General features: G+C 73.0%; 16 protein-coding genes. 8 read left to right on the forward strand and 8 right to left on the reverse strand.

Annotation, left to right across the window (positions count from 1 at the left end):
- The first annotated feature begins 31 nt into the window (after positions 1-31).
- A complete protein-coding gene (locus ACQP17_RS07880) occupies positions 32-274 on the forward strand; it encodes a DUF397 domain-containing protein (RefSeq protein WP_433855614.1) in 243 nt (80 codons plus the stop codon).
- On the opposite strand, the gene ACQP17_RS07885 is transcribed toward ACQP17_RS07880, so the two are convergent.
- The 4 genes from ACQP17_RS07885 to ACQP17_RS07900 form a co-directional block, all read right to left on the reverse strand.
- Positions 271-1,368, reverse strand: coding sequence for a Zn-dependent alcohol dehydrogenase (locus ACQP17_RS07885; protein ID WP_433855615.1), 1,098 nt, complete (start codon positions 1,366-1,368; stop codon positions 271-273). The two genes, ACQP17_RS07880 and ACQP17_RS07885, sit on opposite strands and share 4 nt — an antisense overlap.
- A 100-nt stretch (positions 1,369-1,468) precedes the next feature.
- Positions 1,469-2,863, reverse strand: coding sequence for an aldehyde dehydrogenase family protein (locus tag ACQP17_RS07890; protein ID WP_433855616.1), 1,395 nt, complete (start codon positions 2,861-2,863; stop codon positions 1,469-1,471).
- A 190-nt stretch (positions 2,864-3,053) separates the two neighbouring features.
- Entirely contained in the window at positions 3,054-4,496 is a 1,443-nt protein-coding gene (locus ACQP17_RS07895) for a CitMHS family transporter (protein ID WP_433855617.1), read from the reverse strand.
- Positions 4,497-4,683: 187 nt separating this feature from the next.
- Positions 4,684-5,343 (reverse strand): TetR family transcriptional regulator, encoded by a 660-nt coding sequence (locus ACQP17_RS07900; RefSeq protein WP_433855618.1) that lies wholly within the window; start codon positions 5,341-5,343, stop codon positions 4,684-4,686.
- Positions 5,344-5,481: 138 nt separating this feature from the next.
- Here ACQP17_RS07900 and hmgA point away from each other — a divergent pair, with 138 nt between their 5' ends.
- A complete protein-coding gene (hmgA, locus tag ACQP17_RS07905; RefSeq protein ID WP_433855619.1) occupies positions 5,482-6,837 on the forward strand; it encodes a homogentisate 1,2-dioxygenase in 1,356 nt (451 codons plus the stop codon).
- A gap of 16 nt (positions 6,838-6,853) precedes the next feature.
- Positions 6,854-7,600 carry a GntR family transcriptional regulator gene (locus ACQP17_RS07910; protein ID WP_433855620.1) on the forward strand — a complete coding sequence of 249 codons (747 nt, stop codon included), beginning with the start codon at positions 6,854-6,856 and terminating at the stop codon, positions 7,598-7,600.
- A 582-nt stretch (positions 7,601-8,182) separates the two neighbouring features.
- Here the strand turns inward: ACQP17_RS07910 and ACQP17_RS07915 are convergent.
- Complete coding sequence (locus ACQP17_RS07915) at positions 8,183-9,574, reverse strand: MFS transporter (RefSeq protein WP_433855621.1); 1,392 nt, start codon at positions 9,572-9,574, stop codon at positions 8,183-8,185.
- Positions 9,575-9,793: 219 nt separating this feature from the next.
- Between ACQP17_RS07915 and ACQP17_RS07920 the strand changes: the two genes are divergently transcribed.
- Positions 9,794-11,044, forward strand: coding sequence for a type ISP restriction/modification enzyme (locus ACQP17_RS07920; protein WP_433855622.1), 1,251 nt, complete (start codon positions 9,794-9,796; stop codon positions 11,042-11,044).
- Positions 11,045-11,293: 249 nt separating this feature from the next.
- Here the strand turns inward: ACQP17_RS07920 and ACQP17_RS07925 are convergent, their stop codons facing one another.
- The 3 genes from ACQP17_RS07925 to ACQP17_RS07935 form a co-directional block, all read right to left on the reverse strand.
- The gene (locus ACQP17_RS07925; RefSeq protein ID WP_433855623.1) at positions 11,294-11,557 is read right to left on the reverse strand and encodes a hypothetical protein; all 264 of its coding nucleotides are present in this window, start codon (positions 11,555-11,557) and stop codon (positions 11,294-11,296) included.
- 273 nt (positions 11,558-11,830) lie between these two features.
- On the reverse strand, positions 11,831-12,637 hold the full coding sequence (locus ACQP17_RS07930; protein WP_433855624.1) for an SGNH/GDSL hydrolase family protein: 807 nt from the start codon (positions 12,635-12,637) through the stop codon (positions 11,831-11,833).
- Between the two features lie 262 nt (positions 12,638-12,899).
- Positions 12,900-13,610, reverse strand: coding sequence for a YoaK family protein (locus ACQP17_RS07935; protein ID WP_433855625.1), 711 nt, complete (start codon positions 13,608-13,610; stop codon positions 12,900-12,902).
- Between the two features lie 260 nt (positions 13,611-13,870).
- On the opposite strand from ACQP17_RS07935, the gene ACQP17_RS07940 reads away from it, so the two are divergent.
- The 4 genes from ACQP17_RS07940 (at position 13,871) to ACQP17_RS07955 (ending at position 17,735) form a co-directional block, all read left to right on the forward strand.
- A complete protein-coding gene (locus tag ACQP17_RS07940; protein ID WP_433855626.1) occupies positions 13,871-14,296 on the forward strand; it encodes a hypothetical protein in 426 nt (141 codons plus the stop codon).
- Between the two features lies 1 nt (position 14,297).
- On the forward strand, positions 14,298-15,416 hold the full coding sequence (locus ACQP17_RS07945) for a GNAT family N-acetyltransferase (RefSeq protein ID WP_433855627.1): 1,119 nt from the start codon (positions 14,298-14,300) through the stop codon (positions 15,414-15,416).
- Between the two features lie 451 nt (positions 15,417-15,867).
- Positions 15,868-16,683: a glycosyltransferase family 2 protein gene (locus tag ACQP17_RS07950; protein ID WP_433855628.1), complete on the forward strand. Its 816-nt coding sequence runs from the start codon at positions 15,868-15,870 to the stop codon at positions 16,681-16,683.
- On the forward strand, positions 16,680-17,735 hold the full coding sequence (locus ACQP17_RS07955; protein WP_433855629.1) for a glycosyltransferase family 2 protein: 1,056 nt from the start codon (positions 16,680-16,682) through the stop codon (positions 17,733-17,735). The genes ACQP17_RS07950 and ACQP17_RS07955 overlap by 4 nt, the downstream gene beginning before the upstream one ends.
- The last annotated feature ends 27 nt before the right edge of the window (positions 17,736-17,762 follow it).

Consider the following 17,762-nt stretch of genomic DNA (forward strand, 5'->3'; position numbering starts at 1 on the left):
ACGGGAATGGGCCGGTCGTGGAGAAGGTCCCATGCCGCCGAGAAGGGTCGTCACCGGACGGAGCAAGGAGCCGCGCAAGCGGTTCGCGGAGGAACTGCGCTTGCCGCGTGCGCAGAAGGGCGACAGCCTGCGGAAGCTCGGTGAGGTGCTCGGCCGGGACGCGTCGCTGTCCGGGAAGAGGGAGAGCGGGAAGAACCCCCAAGGGCCCGCGCTCGTCTTCAGCGCCACCGCTTGGGGGTTCTTCGTTGCCGCCGTGAAGAGCAGGGCCGTCTAGAAGACCACCAGCGCCCGCCCGCCCTTGCCGGCCAGCATCGCGTCGAAGGCGGCCGGGATGCCGTCGAGGCCGATCCGCTCGGTGACCAGCGCGGACAGATCCAGCGCGCCGGATCGCACGTGCTCGGCGATGACGGGCAGATCTCGGGCGGGGTCGCTGTTGCCGTAGACGCAGCCGGAGAGCGTCCGGCCGAAGTAGAAGAGTTCCAGGGCGGAGAAGGTCACCTGCTGCTCCTGGCCGCCGATGCCGACCACCGTCGTACGGCCGCCGCGGCGGGTCGCCGACCAGGCGGCGCGGATGGTGTCGGCGCGGCCCACGCACTCGATCGCGACATCGGCGCCGACTCCCCCGGTGAGCCCGCGGATCCGCTTGGCGCCCTCCTTCTCGAAGAACGCGGCGTCCGCCACCAGGAAGTCGGTGGCGCCGGCCGCGCGGGCCAGCTCCTCCTTCGCCGGGGAGACGTCCACGGCCACGATCGGGCCGGCGCCCGCGATCCGCGCCGCCTGGAGTGTGGCCAGGCCCACCCCGCCGACGCCGAGGACCACGACCGACTCCCCCGCGCGCACCCGGGCGCTGTGGTGGACGGCGCCCCAGCCGGTGAGCACCGCGCAGCCCAGCAGCGCGGCGTCGGCGAGCGGCACCCCGTCCGGCAGCGGCAGCGCGGCGTGCGCGGGCACCAAGGTCTCCTCGGCGAACGCGGCGGTGCCCAGGCCGGGGTAGAGCGCGGTGGCGCCGTCGGCGAGGGTGGCGTACGGGGAGCCCGCGGCGAGGCCCGCGCCGGCGCACAGCCACGGCTCGGCCAGCCCGCAGTAGTGGCAGTCACCGCAGGACGGCGCCCAGTTGAGGACGACCTGGTCGCCGGGGGCCACCGTGGTCACCCCGGGGCCGACCGCGGTCACGGTCCCCGCGCCCTCGTGCCCGAGGACCGCGGGGGCGGGCTGGCGCAGGGTCCCGTTGGACAGCGACAGATCCGAGTGGCACACCCCGGCGGCGGCGAGCTTGATGCGGACCTGGCCGGGGCCGGGTGCGGGCAGATCGATCTCGGTGACCCGGAGCGGGGCGTTGACGGCGGACAGGACGGCGGCGCGGACCACGGGAACTCCTCGGTGCGGAGGACGGGCGGAGGGAGGGGGCGGACGAGCGGAGGGGGCGGACGAGCGGACGGCAGGGCCGCCGGCCGCCCGCGCCGCCGGCTCAGAACTGGAGCGACTTGGTCTGCAGGTACTCCGTCAGGCCGTGCGGGCCCAGCTCGCGGCCGATGCCGGACTGCTTGTAACCGCCGAACGGGGCGAGGGGGTTGAAGCGGCCGCCGTTGATGTCGACCTGCCCGGTGTCCAGCCGGCGGGCGAACGCGACCGCCTCGGCGTCGTCGCCCGCCCAGACCGCGCCGGCCAGGCCGTAGACGGTGCCGTTGGCGATCCGCACGGCGTCGTCCTCGTCCTCGTACGCCAGCAGCGCCAGGACCGGGCCGAAGATCTCCTCCTGGGCGACGGTCATCTCCGGGGTGACGTCCGCGAAGACGGTCGGCCGGACGTAGTAGCCGGGACCGTCGAGCGCCTCCGGGCCGCCCGCCACCACACGCGCCCCCTGGGCGATGCCCTGCTCGATGTAGCCGCGGACCCGGCCCTGCTGGCGGGCGTTGACCAGCGGGCCGACGCGCTCGCCGGGCACGTACTTGGCGGCCGCGGCGGCCGCCAGCTCGACGGCCTCGGCGTAGTGGTCCCGGTGGACCAGCATCCGGGTCCAGGCGCTGCACGTCTGGCCGGAGTTGGCCATCACGTTGGCGACGCCCACTCCGACCGCCCGGGCCAGGTCGGCGCCGGGCAGGATGACATTGGCGGACTTGCCGCCGAGCTCCAGCGCCACCCGCTTGACCTCGGCGCCCGCGAGCGCGCCGATCCGCCGCCCGACGGCCGTCGAGCCGGTGAACGACACCAGGTCGACGCCCTCGTGCGCGGCGAGGGCCTGCCCGGCGACCGGGCCGAGGCCGGTGACGAGGTTGAAGACGCCGCCGGGTATCCCGGCCTCGTCGACGCACTCGGCGAAGAGCTGGGCGACCAGCGGGGTGTCCTCGGCTGGCTTGAGCACCACCGTGCAGCCGGCCGCGAGCGCCGGGGCCACCTTGGCGACGATCTGGTGCAGCGGGTAGTTCCAGGGCGTGATCGCGCCCACCACCCCGACCGGTTCGTGCAGCACGGTGGAGGTGCCGATCTTCTCCTCGAACGCGTACGTCCGGGCGAGTTCGGCGTAGGAGGCGCAGACCGCGAGCGGCACCCCGGCGTGCACGGCCTTGCTGAAGGCGAGCGGCGAGCCGAGTTCGGCGGTGACGGTCTCGGCGATCTCGTCGGCGCGCGCGGTGAGCCGGCCGTGCAGCGCGGCCAGCCGGTCCGCGCGCTCACCGGGCGCGGTGGCGGCCCAGCCCGGCAGGGCCGCGCGGGCGGCGTGCACGGCGGCGTCCACATCCGCCGTGGACCCGGCAGGGACGGTGGCGATGACCCGTTCGTCGGCCGGGTTGACGACCTCGATCGTCTCGCCGCCCGCGGCGGGCCGCCAGCTTCCGTCGATGTACATCGCGTCGTGCTGCTTCACGTCGTGATCCTCCCGTGGCGCCGGTCGTCGTCCCCCCAAACTAGCGCCGGTAGTTTTGCGGGCGCCAGGGAGCCCGCCGTCCCCCGGGCCGGGGCGACGACGGGCACGAGCCTACGAGGCGTCCGCACCATCCCCGTAGGGGAGGGGATGCGGGCCCCCGACCACCCCCGTCCGGGCCGCCCCGGCACCGCTAGATGATGCCGAAGAGCAACCCCGCCCCCAGGACGACCAGCGAGGTCAGCGCGGCCCACTTGACCGTGAACCGGGTGTGGTCGCCGAACTCGACCTTGGCCATGCCGACGAGGACGTACACGGCGGGGACCAGCGGGCTGGACATGTGCAGGGCCTGGCCGACGAGCGAGGCCCGGGCGATCTCGACGGGGGTCACGCCGTGGGCGGCGCCGGCCTCCGCGAGGATGGGCACGATGCCGAAGTAGAAGCCGTCGTTGGACATGAAGTACGTCAGCGGGATGCTGAGCACGCCGGTGACCAGGCCCATGTGCGGGCCGAGCGCGTCGGGGATGCCGCCGACCAGCCAGCGGGCCATGTGCTCGACCATGCCGGTGCCGGTGAGCACCCCGGTGAAGACCGCGGCGGCGAAGACCATGCCGGAGACGTTCAGCACGTTCTCGGCGTGCGCGGCGACCCGGGCCCGCTGGTCCTTCATCTGGGGGAAGTTGACGGTGAGTGCGAGGGCGGCACCGAGCAGGAACAGCACCGGGATCGGCAGCGCCTGGAGGATCAGCAGGGTGAGCAGCGCGACGGTGAGCGCGGCGTTGAACCAGTAGAGCCTGGGGCGCAGGGTGGCGCGCCGCGGGTCCAGCGCCTGGAGGTCGGTCTCGTCCGCGTCCTCCGGGGAGCCGGCAGAAGCGGCGGCTCCGGGTCCGGCGCCGCCCGGGGTGCGCGGGCCACCGGACAGGGTGCCGCCCGCGCCCACCGCGCCCGCACCGACCAGGACCGGCTCGCCCGCCTCGATGTCCACGTCCTCGGTCACCGGCCGGGTGTCGCCGAGGGTCAGCAGGCCCAGCCGCTTGCGCTCGCGCCGGCCGAGGACGTACGCGAGGACGAAGACCGCGACCAGACCGACGGCCAGGGCGGGGATCATCGGGATGAAGATGTCGCCGGCGTCGAGCTTGAGGGCGGTGGCGGCGCGGGCGGTGGGGCCGCCCCAGGGGAGGGTGTTCATCACGCCGTTGGCGGTGGCGGCGACGCAGGTCATGACCACCAGGCTCATCTTCAGCCGCTTGTACAGCGGGTAGAGCGCCGAGACGGTGATCATGAAGGTGGTGGAGCCGTCGCCGTCGAGCGAGACGATCGCGGCGAGCAGCGCCGTGCCGACCACCACGCGGACCGGGTCGGCCTTGCAGAACTTCAGGATGCCGCGGACGACCGGGTCGAAGAGCCCGACATCGATCATCACCCCGAAGTAGATGATGGCGAACATCAGCATCGCGGCCGTGGGGGCCAGGTCGCCGATGCCCTTGAGGACGTAGTCGCCCAGGTGCGCGCCCTGTCCGACCAGGACACAGAACAGCGCCGGAATCAGCACGAGCGCTGCCATCGGTGACATCTTCTTCATCATGATCAGCGCCAGGAAGGTGGCGATCATGACAAATCCGAGGATCGTCAGCATCAGTGGTACCTCACGTTCGCCCTTGAACATCTGCCGGGGGTGGCGGTTGGGCTGACGTTAGGTGCCGCAAACTTTTGTTAACAAGGCCTTGACGCGCGAGCAATACGAGCAAAACCCCAGGTCAATGCGGGATCTCCCGAAACGGGCCTGCCGCACCGTAGCGGGGGCCGCCGCCAGGTCCCCTGGCTCACTCCCGCTCGTGGTCCGCCCCGCCGCCGTCCAGATAGCGCACCAGGTAGGCCCGCAGCAGCAGCTTGGTCTCGCCGACGATCGCGGGATCCCCCTCGGGGTCCGTACGGAAGGCGAGCTGGAGCAGGGCGTCGGCGGTCTCGACGCCCACCAGGAAGGCGGTGCGCAGCCGCTCGTCGGCGGGGTCCAGGCCGAGCGGCCCGGCGAAGAGTCCGAGCAGCCGGTCGGCCACCTCGTAGTTGGCCTGGCGGGAGGCGCGCGGGGCGGGGACGGTGAACTCCACCAGCGCGAAGCCCGGCACCGTCCGCTTCATGGCGAGGTATTCGTCGATCACCACGTCCATCGCGCGGTGCCACTGCGACGACGTGGGGTGCGGCGTGGCCAGCCGGGCGGTGATGCGGTCCGCGTAGGCGTCGAGGTTGCGCCGGGCGAGGGCCTCGGCCATGGCGCGCTTGTTGGGGAAGAAGCGGTAGACGGAGCCGATCGGGACGCCGGCGCGGACGGCCACGGACCGGGTGCTCAGATTCTCGTAGCCGGTCTCCTCCAGCACATGGGCGCAGGCGTCGAGGATCCGGGCCAGGCGCTGGGCGCTGCGCTGCTGGACGGGGGCGCGGCGGAGGGAGCCGGGCGGCGGGGCGGGGCGCGGGGGCTGCTGCACCCGTCCATCCTGCCCGGCGACCGGGCCGGCGGCGGGTAACCGTGACGTTCCGGCCGCGCGGCAGGGAGTCTCCGTTGACGGCCCCCCACCGGAATCCTAATGTCTTGCATAGGATTTCTTGAGCGGCGGGAGCACGCGATGACAGGCACGGGCAACGAGCAGGCGCGGGAAACGGCCGAGGCGCTGGCGTACACCACCGGCTTCGGCAACGAGCACAGCTCGGAAGCCGTCCCCGGGGCGCTGCCGATCGGCCGCAACTCCCCCCAGCGCGCCCCGCTCGGCCTCTACGCCGAGCAGCTCAGCGGCTCGGCGTTCACCGAACCGCGCGGCACCAACCACCGCTCCTGGCTCTACCGCATCCGCCCGTCGGCCGCCCACCCGCCGTTCGCCCGCGCCGCGCAGGGCGCCCTGCGCTCGGCGCCGTTCACCGACTGCGTCCCCGACCCCAACCGGCTGCGCTGGAACCCGCTGCCCGAGCCCGCGGGCCCGGCCGACTTCCTCGACGGCCTGTGGACCCTCGGCGGCAACGGCGACGCCGCCCAACGCACCGGCATGGCCGTGCACCTCTACCACGCCAACACCTCCATGGACCGGCGGGTGTTCAGCTCCGCGGACGGCGAGCTGCTGATCGTGCCGGAGCACGGCGGGCTGCTGCTGCGCACCGAACTCGGCCTGCTGCGCGCCGAACCGGGCGAAGTGGCCCTCATCCCGCGGGGCGTGCGCTTCCGCGTGGAGCTGCTGGACGCCGCGCCCGACGGGCGGGGCCCGGCCGCGCGCGGCTATGTCTGCGAGAACTACGGACGGCCCTTCCAGCTCCCCGACCTCGGCCCGATCGGCGCCAACGGCCTTGCGAACGCCCGGGACTTCCGCGCGCCGGTCGCCGCCTACGAGGACGTCGAGGGCCCCGTCGAGGTCGTCAACAAGTTCTGCGGCCACCTCTGGACGGCGACCTACGACCACTCCCCGCTGGACGTCGTCGCCTGGCACGGCAACCACGTCCCGTACGTCTACGACCTGCGCCGCTTCAACGTGCTCGGCTCGATCAGCTACGACCACCCCGACCCGTCGGTCTTCACCGTCCTCACCTCCCCCTCCGACACCCCGGGGCTGGCGGGCGTGGACTTCGTGGTCTTCGCGCCGCGCTGGCTGGTCGGCGAGGACACCTTCCGGCCGCCGTACTTCCACCGCAATGTGATGACCGAGTACATGGGCCTGATCGAGGGCGCCTACGACGCGAAGGCGGCCGGAGAGGGCGGCTTCGTCCCCGGCGGCGGCTCGCTGCACAACATGATGTCGGCGCACGGACCGGACCGGGAGACCTTCGACCGGGCGAGCGCCGCCGAACTGCAGCCGCAGAAGATCGACGACGGTCTGGCCTTCATGTTCGAGACCCGCTGGCCGCTGACCCTCACCGAACAGGCCCGGGACGCCGGCCATCTGCAACAGGGCTACGACGACGTATGGCAGGGTCTCCAGCGCCATTTCCGTCCGTGACACCGGGGAAGACCTCGTGACCACCTTCGCTCCCGACTCGCTCGACCTGAACCGCAAGCTGCCGCTGTGGTACCAGGTCTCGCAGTCGCTGCGCGCCTCCATACTGGGCCGCTCCCCCGAGGCGCCGCTGCGGCTGCCCACCGAGGACGCGCTCGCCGCGCACTACGGCGTGAGCGTACTGACCATGCGCCAGGCCCTCAAGGAGCTGGAGACGGAGGGACTGATCAGCCGGCACCGGCGCCGCGGCACCTTCATCGAGCCGAGCGCACGGCGCGGTGCGCCGGTGCGGCTGCTGGGTTCCGTGGACGCGATCGTGGCCCAGCAGTCCGGAATGACCACCGAGCTGCTGGGCCACGGCCCCACCACCGTGCCGGCCGACCTGTCCGGCTACTTCCCCGGCACGGCCGAGGTGACGGCCTACCGCCGGCTGCGCAGCGACGAGGAGACCGGCGAGCCGACCAACCACGCCCACAACTACGTACGCCCCGAGATCGCCGCCCGCATCGACCCGGCTGACCTGACCCGCTGGCCGATGACGAAGGTGCTGCGGGACGTGGTCGGCGTCCGCATCAGCCGGATCACCGACACCGTCGAGGCCCGCCTGGCCGACCCGGAAACCGCCCGCCTCCTGCGCATCCCCCTCCTCAGCCCGATCCTCCACTACACGGGCATCACCTACGACGAGACCGGCCAGCCGGTAGACATCGCCCGCATCCACTACCGGGGCGACCGCTTCTCCTTCACGGTGTCGCTGGACGCCTAGTCTTTCTGGCTTCCCACGTTGTCGGCTTTCCCGCCCTTCCGCTGCGCTTGGCTTGTCTTCCCACGTTGTTTTCTGCGGCGCCGCGGTGGCTTCTCGCCGTTGCGCCTGCGGCGGGCCGGTCCGCTGCGCTTGACCGTTCTTCCCACGTTGTTTTCTGCGGCGACGTGGTGTCGTCTCGCCGTTGCGCCTGCGGCGGGCGGTGGTTGTCGGGTGCGGTGACGGTCCTGCGGGGGTGGGTGTTCGGACTGCTTCGCTTTACGTCCGAACACCCACCCCCTCCGGCCCGTCCCCTCCCGTGGAAGGAAAAGTTTCGGTGAGTGGGGGCGGGCCATCGAGGCCCGTTTCTGTGCGACCGGTACGGCGCACTGGACCAGCCACGTTCACCCCCACCGGCCTCTCCTCCCTCCCACAACGGGAGGGGGCGGACCGGAGGGGTCGGTGTGTGGGACGTAAAGCGAAGCAGTCCCACACACCGACCCCGGAGGTCCGTCACCGCACCCGACAGCCCCGCGCAGCGGACCCCGCCCGCCGCAGGCGCAACGGCGAGAAACCACCGCGGCGCCGCAGAAAACAACGTGGGAATCAAATCCGCTCAAGGCTCCGGCCCGTCGTGCGAGGGCCCAGGAGTGCCACGTTCAGGCACAGGAGGAGCATCAGGCCTGCGGAGCCGGTGAATAGCGCGGGAGCGCCGAAGGCGTGGAGGGCGCTCAGCGCGACGAACGGCAGCACTACCGAGGTGAGGCGGGAGAGCGCGTAGGCGATGCCGATGGCGCTGCTGCGCAGGGCGGTCGGGAAGAGTTCGGTCTGGTAGACGTGGAAGGCGTTGGAGAAAACGTTGCTGCTCACGGTCAGCAGGAAGCCGAAGGTGACGATGGCCCAGGCCGAGGTGGCGAAGCCGAAGGCCAGGCCGCAGCCGGCGATGCCGAGGGCCGAGGCGATGATCAGCGTCCGGCGTTCGGTCCGGTCGATCAGCGGGACCGACAGCGCGGAGCCGACCGGATAGCCGCAGAAGCTCAGCGCCGCGTACAGCAGCGACTCGGTGACGGTGTGCCCCTTCGCGGTGAGCACCACCGGCGCCAGCGACCCGAAGCCGTAGTAGCCGACGGTCTGCAGCACCTGGAAGAGCCACCACATCACGGTCCGCCGCCGCCAGGTGCCCCGGAACATCTCCCCCAGCGGCACCCGCCGTTCCCAGACGGTCTCCGTCTCGGGTACCGACGGCAGGCTGCCGCCGCTCTCCCGGGCCGCCCGTTCCTCCAGCTCCGCCACGATCCGTTCGGCCTCCACGTCGCGCCCCTGCACCGCCAGCCACCGCGGCGACTCCGGGAGCCGGCGCCGCATCAGCTGGAGGAAGGCGGCACCCAGCGCACCGGCGAGCAGCAGCCAGCGCCAGCCGTCCAGGCCCAGCAGCCGGTGGGTGGCCACCAGGCGGGCCCCGAGCAGCGCGGCGACCGGCACGCCGACGAAGCCGACGGTGTAGGCCCAGGCGATGTAGCGGCCACGCACCGCCCGGGGCAGGAACTCGGCGAGATAGGTGTCCACCAGCACGAGTTCGGCGCCGAGCCCCAGCCCGGCCGCGAAGCGCAGCGCCAGCAGCCAGGACAGATCCGGCGCGGCGGCGCTCAGCAGCGAGAAGAGCGAGTACGCGGCCAGATTGACCAGGAACATCCGGCGCCGCCCGAACCGGTCGGCGAGCACCGAGAGCACGGTGGCGCCGACGAACATCCCCAGGAAGCCGGACGCGATCACCCAGGACGTCGCGGTGTGCCCCAGGTGCCACCGGTCGGCCAGCACCGCGGCCAGCACCCCGCCCAGGAACAGCTCGTAGAGGTCGAAGAAGGCCCCGATGCCGACAAGGAGGGTGAGCCGGCGGTGCCACCGTGACGGCGGCAGCCGGTCGAGCCGTGCGGCGGCCCGGGTGCCGAGTGCCGTTCCCCCGCGCCGTTCCGGCGTGGGCGAGGTGGTGTCCCCCATGACGCTCCTCCCCTGAGCAGGTCCCGGCACACGGCACGGAGCCAGGTCCGCACCGTGTGGCCGGGCGTACGGCGAGGACCGTACTCCGCCAAGATCAGCAAGTGGAAGACCGCGGGGAGACCCGCCCCCAAGGAGTGGCGTGACGGCCGAGGCGGCACGCCCGCCGGGGTCCGTGGTTACCATGCCGGGGTCAACCGAACGGTCCGGGAGGGGCTCCGCGTGACGGCGAAGCAGGACGCGCCACGGCTGTCCGATCTGATGCCGTGGTCCGTGGCGCCGCTGCGGCTCGGCCGTTCCTGGGTGCGCGCACCGGACCCGGCGACCCTGCGGGCCCGCTGGCGGGCGCTGGTGGAGGCCGGCGACACGGCCGCCCGCGAGCGGCTGTTCCGGCCGTCCCGGGCCCGCACCTTGCACTCCGCCGTCGGCCAGCTGCCGGGCCAGGCCACCCCGACCGGGCGGCTGCACCGCGCGAGCGGCCCCTGCCCCGAGCCGGTGCGGATCCTGCACGGCCCGTTCGACCAGCAGTGGCTGCTGCCCGATCACCGGCTGATCGACGGGGCCCGGCCGGAGCTGTGGCGGGTGGCGGACGAACGGCAGCTGTTCGTCGTCGAGTGGGGCCAGGTACCGCAGCGGTCCGGACCTCCGGTGGTGTGCACCACGCTGCTGCCCGACGGGCGTTCGCCGGCCGGCCGCCCCGGCCGGATCCGCCCGTTCTACCGGCGGCCCGGCGGCCGGGAGCCGAACCTCGCGCCCGGCCTGCCGGCCCTGCTCGGCCGGCGCCTGGACCGCGAGGTGGGCCCCACCGACCTGCTCGCCTGGCTCGCCGCGAGCGCCCGGCACTCCCCCGACGGCTGCACGGTGCCGCTCACCGCCGACCCGGAGATCTGGGAGCGCGGTGTCACCCTCGGCGGGCGGCTGCTGTGGCTGTGGACCCGGGGCGCCCATGTCCACGGTGCCCCGGGCACACCGGGCGCCGAGCGGCCCCGGATGCCCGGCGGCCGCCGCCCGTACGTCCGCTCCGCGCTCCCCGCCCACGGCCTGCCCCCGGCGCCCGGTTACGACCCGCAGGAGGAGGCGCTGCTGCTGGGCGACGGCCGGATCTCCCCGGTGCCCGCGGGCGCCTGGGAGTTCCACGCGGGCGGCCTGCGCGTCGTCGAGTCGTGGTGCGCCGAGCGCACCGGCACGGCCGCGGACGAGCCCGAGCCCGGCTCGCTGGCGGCCCTGCGCCCCACCGGCTGGCTCCCGGAGTGGACCTCGGAGCTGCTGGAGCTGCTGACCGTGCTGGCGCTGCTGGCCGAACTCGTCCCGCGGTGCGCGGAGTTGCACCGCGCCACGGACGAGTCCCCGCAGCTCACGGCGGGGGAACTCCGGGCGGCCGGCATCCTGCCCGCGCCCGTCCACGCCCACCGCCCGGCCTCGGTGCTCGACCATCACGAGGAGGGGCCGGAGGGGCAGTTCGCACTGCTGTGAACCTGCCGTCGTGTGAGGGTGGGCGCACAAGAAACCACCGGTCGCGGCGCAACGGGTGGTGGGGAGTCCTGCGCCGGCCGGGTGGGGACGGGGCCGGGCGAGTGAGCGGCTCAGGGCAGCCGCGGGGCAGGGGTTCCCGGCCCGGCGAGCACACCGACATACTGCCGACGCCCTGGGCCCGAGGAGCGAACGGGCCGCAGTGCCGCGCCGGGACGGTGTGATCGCCCGAGATGCCGCTTCAGCAGCGGATCAGCCGTGCCCCCCGAACAGCGAGCGCCGCAGCCTGCGCAGCGGCGCGAACAGCGACACCCTGGCGCCGCGGCTGTTCCTCGAACGCGAACGATCACGCGCGGTCAGCTCCTGCATCAGCGAGGTCGCGCCCTCCGCCTCACGCCGCGGGATGGCTGGGCCACCCAGCACGGCGAAATGGCGGTCGAGGCGCGCACTGGACGCACTGCTTCCGCAATTGATGGCAGGGACTCGCGCCCTGCTACGCACTGTTATCTGTTCCATGACTCTCCCCACCCTACGAGGGCACCCGGCCCGGGCAGGGTAACCCTATCTCTCTCTCAGGACACGCGTGCAGACCGGTCATCGGATTCACCTGCCCCGCTTCGGCGTTGACGCACACCATACGGAAGGTCACCTACCACGGCGCGGACCAGGGCGAGTTGAGCGACCACCGGGCCGCACAGGCGGCCCGGTGGGGCGTCCGACGGGCCGCCGGGACGGACGAGGAGAGACGCGGATCTCACCACCCCTCCCCGGCGCCCGGCGGAGGGGTGCTCACGCAGCGGAGGCGAACACCGGTAGATAGCCGCCGGACTGGCCGGCGGCGGTGGGGTGGTAGGACTCGTCGACGGGGAAGGTCACGCTGTGCAACCACGGACTGCCGGAGCACAGCTCGTGTCCGGAAAAGGTGGCGTTGACATCGGCGAAGGAGAAGCCGTGGTCGGCGGCCCGCTTGGCCATGACACCGTTGATGTCGTCGGCCGCGGCGTTGATCGCGGCACGGGACCGCTCGGAGAGGCCGGCGAAGCAGGTGCCGTTGAGCCGGTAGAAGTGCGGATAGCCCAGGACGACCACGCGGGCGGCCGGGGCCTTCTGGGAGATGGCGTCGTACACCCCGTCGAGCCGGCCGGGCAGGGTGCTGTCGATGAAGCTCCGGGCCTGGGCGACCCGGGAGAGGCAGGCGCTCTCGCCCTGGAGCGCACAGGTCGTCATGGTGTCGGCGAACCCGGCGTCATTGCCGCCGATGGTGATGCTCACCAGCCCCGTGGAGCTGCTGAGCGGCCCGAGCTGACTGCTGAGAACATCACCCGTTCGGGCGCCGGAGCAAGCGGTGAAACGGAACGAGGAGGGGGAGTGCGCCGCGGCCCAGAGGGCCGGGTAGGACTTGGCGCTGCGCTTGCAGGAGCCGCTGGCACTGTCGTAGCTGCCGGCCCCGACACCGGAGGAGTAGGAGTCGCCGAGGGCCACATAGCCGGTGGCGGTGAGGAGTTGGGCGGACGCGGCGGCGCTCGCGCCGGTGAGCGCGAGCGCCGAGGTGACGAAGAAGGCGGACGTCAAGGCCGCGAATCGGGACAGTTTCATGGAACCTCCCTTAGCAGGAGCTCTGCCACATCCGTCGTAGCAAGACTCGCGGGGAGCCGGAAGTGTCCATGCCAAAACTCATCGCCAGTTCACGGCAAATCACCCGATCCGGGCTGATGTTCCCCCCGATATCCCCCCAGCACCGCCCCCCGGACGACACGTCCACGACCACCCCGATGGCGCACCGCGGACCCCGGCGGCCGAGGGGCGGGGGCATGGCGGACGGCCGGGTGCGCCCTACGGGACCGCACGCGACGGCCCGTCAGTCCTCCGGGGACGTGCGTCGGCGGGCCATGCCGGGGATCAGGGCGGCGGTGGCCGCGACGGCGACCGCGACCAGGGCGATCACCAGTATCGGGCGGGTGCCGAGGCCCAGGAGGCCGGCGCCCAGGAGGCCGCCGGCGAACATCGCGCCGACCGAGGCCAGGCGGCGGCCCGCGACGTGGCTGCCGTAGCCCAGTCGCTTGTCGTGGCCCACCGGTGAGCCGCTGATCAGGGCCGTCATCGCCCGGGTCTCGACGGTGGTGGTGAGGTCGGGCGAGGCGATGCGCAGGGCGGTGACGTTGCGCATGCCCATCGCCACCGCCATCAGGCCGACGATGAGGTAGGTCCGGCCCGGCGGCAGCCCGTGGGCCGGGCCCTGCTGCCAGGCCGCGGCCGCGGCGGCGGCCAGCAGCACCGCCTCCGTGACCAGCGCGACCGGGAACCACGGGCGCCGGCGGCGGGCCAGCCCGGATTCCACCCGGGCCCCGAGCGCCGCCCCCAGCACGAAGGCGCCGAGCGAGACGAGCGTCGCCGCGACCGGCACGCCGCCCTGTCCGGCGATGCCGAAGCCGAGGAAGAGCAGGTTGCCGGTCTGGGTGGCGGTGAAGACATGACCGAGCGCCAGAAAGCTGACGGCATCGAGCATCCCGGTGGCCACGGTCAGACACACCATGATCACTGTGAGGGCGGTTCCGCTCGGCGGCTCCACCAGCGCGGCTCCTTCCGGCGGGTCGCCTCACCTCGCGGTACGTCCCCCCAGTCTCCGGACGGCTGGCCCTCGGCGGCGCCATTGCGCCGTCTGTGGGCGGCTCATCCCCGGCTCACGGGGCAGCGCACCGGCCCCGCACCGCACAGCGCACGGCCGTACGGTTGCGCCGTTTTCCGGCCGTCTACGCGTCTTGACGGTGCTCCGAACGCTGCGCGACATTGAGGCCCGGCATCCGGTGCTTATGGGGGGCAAAGCAGCCAATGCACACCAAGACCATCCCGCACGTGGACGCGTACGACCGGCCGGCGCCCGCGCGGCGCCCGGTGGGGGCCGCCGTCTCGCTCGCGCTCGGCGCGGCCGCCGGCGCCGGCATCCTGGGCGCCGTCCTGGCGCTCGCCGGAATCGACTCGCCACTGCGCGCGCCACTCACCCTCTTCTTCCTTCTGGCGGCACCGGCCGGCGCGATCGCCACGGCCCTGGGCCGGATGGATCCGCTCGCCCGCGCGGTCGTCGCCGGGGCCGGGGCGCTCGCCGTCGATCTGCTGGTGGCGCAGGCCATGCTGACGCTGCATCTGTGGTCGATACGCGGCGGCGTGGCGGCGGTGGCGGTGTTCAGCCTCGCGCTGGCGCTGGTGGCCGCGCCGGCGCGCCGGGCCGGCCGGGCTCCCGGTCAGGGGGCGGACTGACATGGACGTCGCGGTGTACCGCCCCGGGGAGCTTGCCGGGGCCGACCGGAGCGCCTGGACGGACCTGCAGTCCCGGGCCCCCGCCCTGGGGTCGCCGCAGCTGGCGAACCCCTTCCTGTCACCCGAGTTCGCCCGGGCCGTCGACCGCTGCCGCGGCGGGGTGCGGGTCGCGGTGCTCCACGAGGACGGCCGGGCGGCCGCGTTCCTGCCCTTCCAACGCTCGGCACTGGGCGTCGGCCGGGCGGTGGGCCTCGGTGTCTCCGACGCGCAGGGACTGGTGCACCGGCCCGGATTCGCCTGGGACGCCCGGGAGCTGCTGCGCGGCTGCGGTCTGTCGGTGCTGGAGTTCGATCACCTGGTGGCCGGTCAGCGGCCGTTCGAGACGGCCTCGTCCGTCCGGCACGCCTCGCCCGTCATCGAGGTGGACCAAGGCTTCGAGGCGTATCTGGCGGGGCTGCGGGCGCGGTCGCCGAAGTTCGCCCGGACCACCCTCGCCAAGGAGCGCAAGCTCGGCCGGGACATCGGGCCGGTGCGCTACGTCCATGACGAGCGGGACCCGGCGGCGCTGCCGGCGCTGATGCGGTGGAAGTCCGCGCAGTACCGCAGGACGGGGCGCAGCGACCGCTTCGCGCAGCCCTGGATCGTCCGGCTCCTGCGCCACCTCTTCCACACCCGCACCGACTCCTTCGCGGGGCTGTTGTCGGTGCTCTACGCGGGCGAGCGGCCGGTCGCGGCGCACTTCGGGCTGCGTTCGGACGCCGTGCTCGCCTGCTGGTTCCCGGCCTACGACCCGGAGTTCGCGAAATTCTCCCCCGGGCTGGTGCTGCATCTGCGGATGGCGCAGGCGGCGGCCGCGGAAAACCTGGCGTATCTCGATCTGGGGCGGGGCGCCAAGGACTACAAGGATTCCCTCAAGACGCGTGAACTCACGGTGTCCGAGGGGTGGGTGATGCGACCCCACCCGGTGGCGCTGGGTCACCGGGCCCGGCGCGCGCCGGTGCGTGCGCTGCGCAACGCGGTGCTGGCCAGGCCCGAGCTGTTCGCGTCCGCCGACCGTGTCCTCAAGCAGTGGGGGCGCCTGCGGTCAGGGAGCGGGGACGCTTCGGCCGCGCGCCGCTGACATGGGGGTTCACTGCACGGTGCGCAACGGCGCAACGGGGCGTGCGCCGGTGCATAAATACCGGCGTGCCTCGGTATGTGACGGTGAATTACGCCAAAGCCCATTTCCGACGGAAGATCTTGTCCTACAGTCCCATTTATCAATACCGACGCACATCCACCCGCAACGGACGATCATCGCAAGACGGCTCCTGGGGAGGGCCCCGGCGACACGATGAACCGTTCGGTGCGGTGCGCGGTGGGGGGTCCCGTGTGCGGTCTTTCGCTTGCCGATCGCGGCATGCCGATGACCGTGGCGCGAGCCGCGCAGCCGTACGACGTATGCCAGCTCGCCCTGTTCGGACGGTGATCGCGGCCGTGCCGACCGGGGTGTGAACCCCCCTTTCGCACCGGATACCCAGCACGGAGCCGCCCGGGGGTGGGCGGTCCACCGGACGAGAGGGCAAGACATCATGAGCGCGTTCCTTCGCCCGGCCGACGCGGACGAACCACCGCTGACGCTGCCGCCGGACCAGTCCGCCTACCGGCCCGTTTCCTCGCATCTGGCCATCGCACCACCGGTCAGCGTCGTCATTCCGGCGATGAACGAAGCGGAGAATCTGCCGTATGTCTTCAAGACCCTGCCGGACTGGATTCACGAAGTGGTCCTGGTCGACGGGAATTCCACCGATGACACGGTTCGGGTCGCCCGTGAGCTGTGGCCCGGCGTCACGGTCGTACCGCAGTGCGGCAGAGGCAAGGGTGACGCCCTGATCAGCGGATTCGCGGCCTGCACCGGCGAGATCATCGTGATGGTCGACGCGGACGGGTCGGCCGACGGCGCCGAGATCGTCAGCTACGTCTCCGCACTGGTGGCCGGAGCGGATTTCGCGAAGGGCTCGCGGTTCGCCAACGGCGGTGGCACGGATGACATGACGGCGATCCGCAAACTCGGCAACCGTGTACTGACCTCCGTCGTCAACGCCAAATTCGGCGCGCGTTATACCGATCTTTGTTATGGATACAACGCCTTCTGGCGGCACTGCCTGGACGAAATCGCCCTGGACTGCGTGGGGTTCGAGGTCGAGACGCTGATGAACATCCGGGTCGTCAAGGCCGGGCTGCGGGTGCAGGAGATCCCCAGTCACGAGTACAACCGCATTCACGGCGTCAGCAATCTGCGGGCGGTCCGGGACGGGCTGCGGGTGCTGAAGGTGATCCTGCGGGAGCGGGGCACCCGGAAGAACCGTCCGGTCCGGCCGGCGATGATCACCGGGGAGGCGCGATGAGCCCGGCGCCGCGGATCTCGGTGGTCGTCTGCGTGCACACCGAGGACCGCTGGGACGACATCCTGGCCGCGGTGGCCTCGGTGCACGGCCAGTCCCGTCCCGCCCATGAGCTGCTGCTCGTGGTGGACCACCACCCCGCGCTCCTCGCGCGGCTCGGGGAGCACTTCGGGGGCGCTCGCGCGGGCGCGTCCGCTCCCGGCGCACCCGCAACTCCCCTGCGGATCATGGCCAATTCCGGACCCCGCGGACTGTCCGCGGGCCGGAACACCGGCATCGCCGCCGCCGGGGGCGAGGTCATCGCCTTCCTCGACGACGACGCGGTGGCCGAGCGGGACTGGCTGCGGCACTTCGCCGAGGCGTACGCGGACCCGTCGGTGATGGCGGTCGGCGGACGCACCGAGCCGGTCTGGGCGTCCGGCCGCCGCCCGGCGTGGTTCCCCGAGGAGTTCGACTGGGTGGTGGGCTGTACGTACCGCGGCCTGCCGCCGGGCCGGGTGCGGGTGCGCAACGTCCTGGGCGGCAACGCGTCCTTCCGCAGGTCCGCCTTCGACCTCGTCGGCGGGTTCGCCGTCGGCATCGGCCGGGACGGCGGCCGCCGGCCGCTGGGCGGCGAGGAGACCGAGCTGTGCATCCGGATCAGCCAGGCGCTGCCCGGTGCCGTGCTGCTGCTCGACGACCGTTCGGTCATCCACCACCGGGTCCCGGCCGAACGGCAGCGGTTCGGCTACTTCCGCAGCCGGGCGTACGCGGAGGGCCTGTCCAAGGCGCTGGTGGCGCGGAGCGTCGGCGCCCGCGACGGGCTGGCGACCGAGCGGCGCTACGCGACCCGTGTGCTGCCCGCCGGGGTGCTGCGCGGGGTGCGGGACGCGCTGCTGCGCCGGCCGGGCGGCGCCGGCCGGGCGGGCGCGATCGTCGCCGGGGTGGCGGCCGCGGCGGGCGGCTACGCCCGGGGCGCCGCGAGAGCCCGAAGAGGCGCAATATCGCTCAGACACAGAGGAGTTGACGGCGACGGGAACGGCACGGGCGTGGTGCGCGAGGAGGCGGCGGCGTGAGCGCGCGCCCGTCTGCGGTGCCGGTGC

It is taken from the genome of Streptomyces kronopolitis (assembly GCF_050953795.1).
GTDB lineage: Bacteria > Actinomycetota > Actinomycetes > Streptomycetales > Streptomycetaceae > Streptomyces > Streptomyces kronopolitis_A.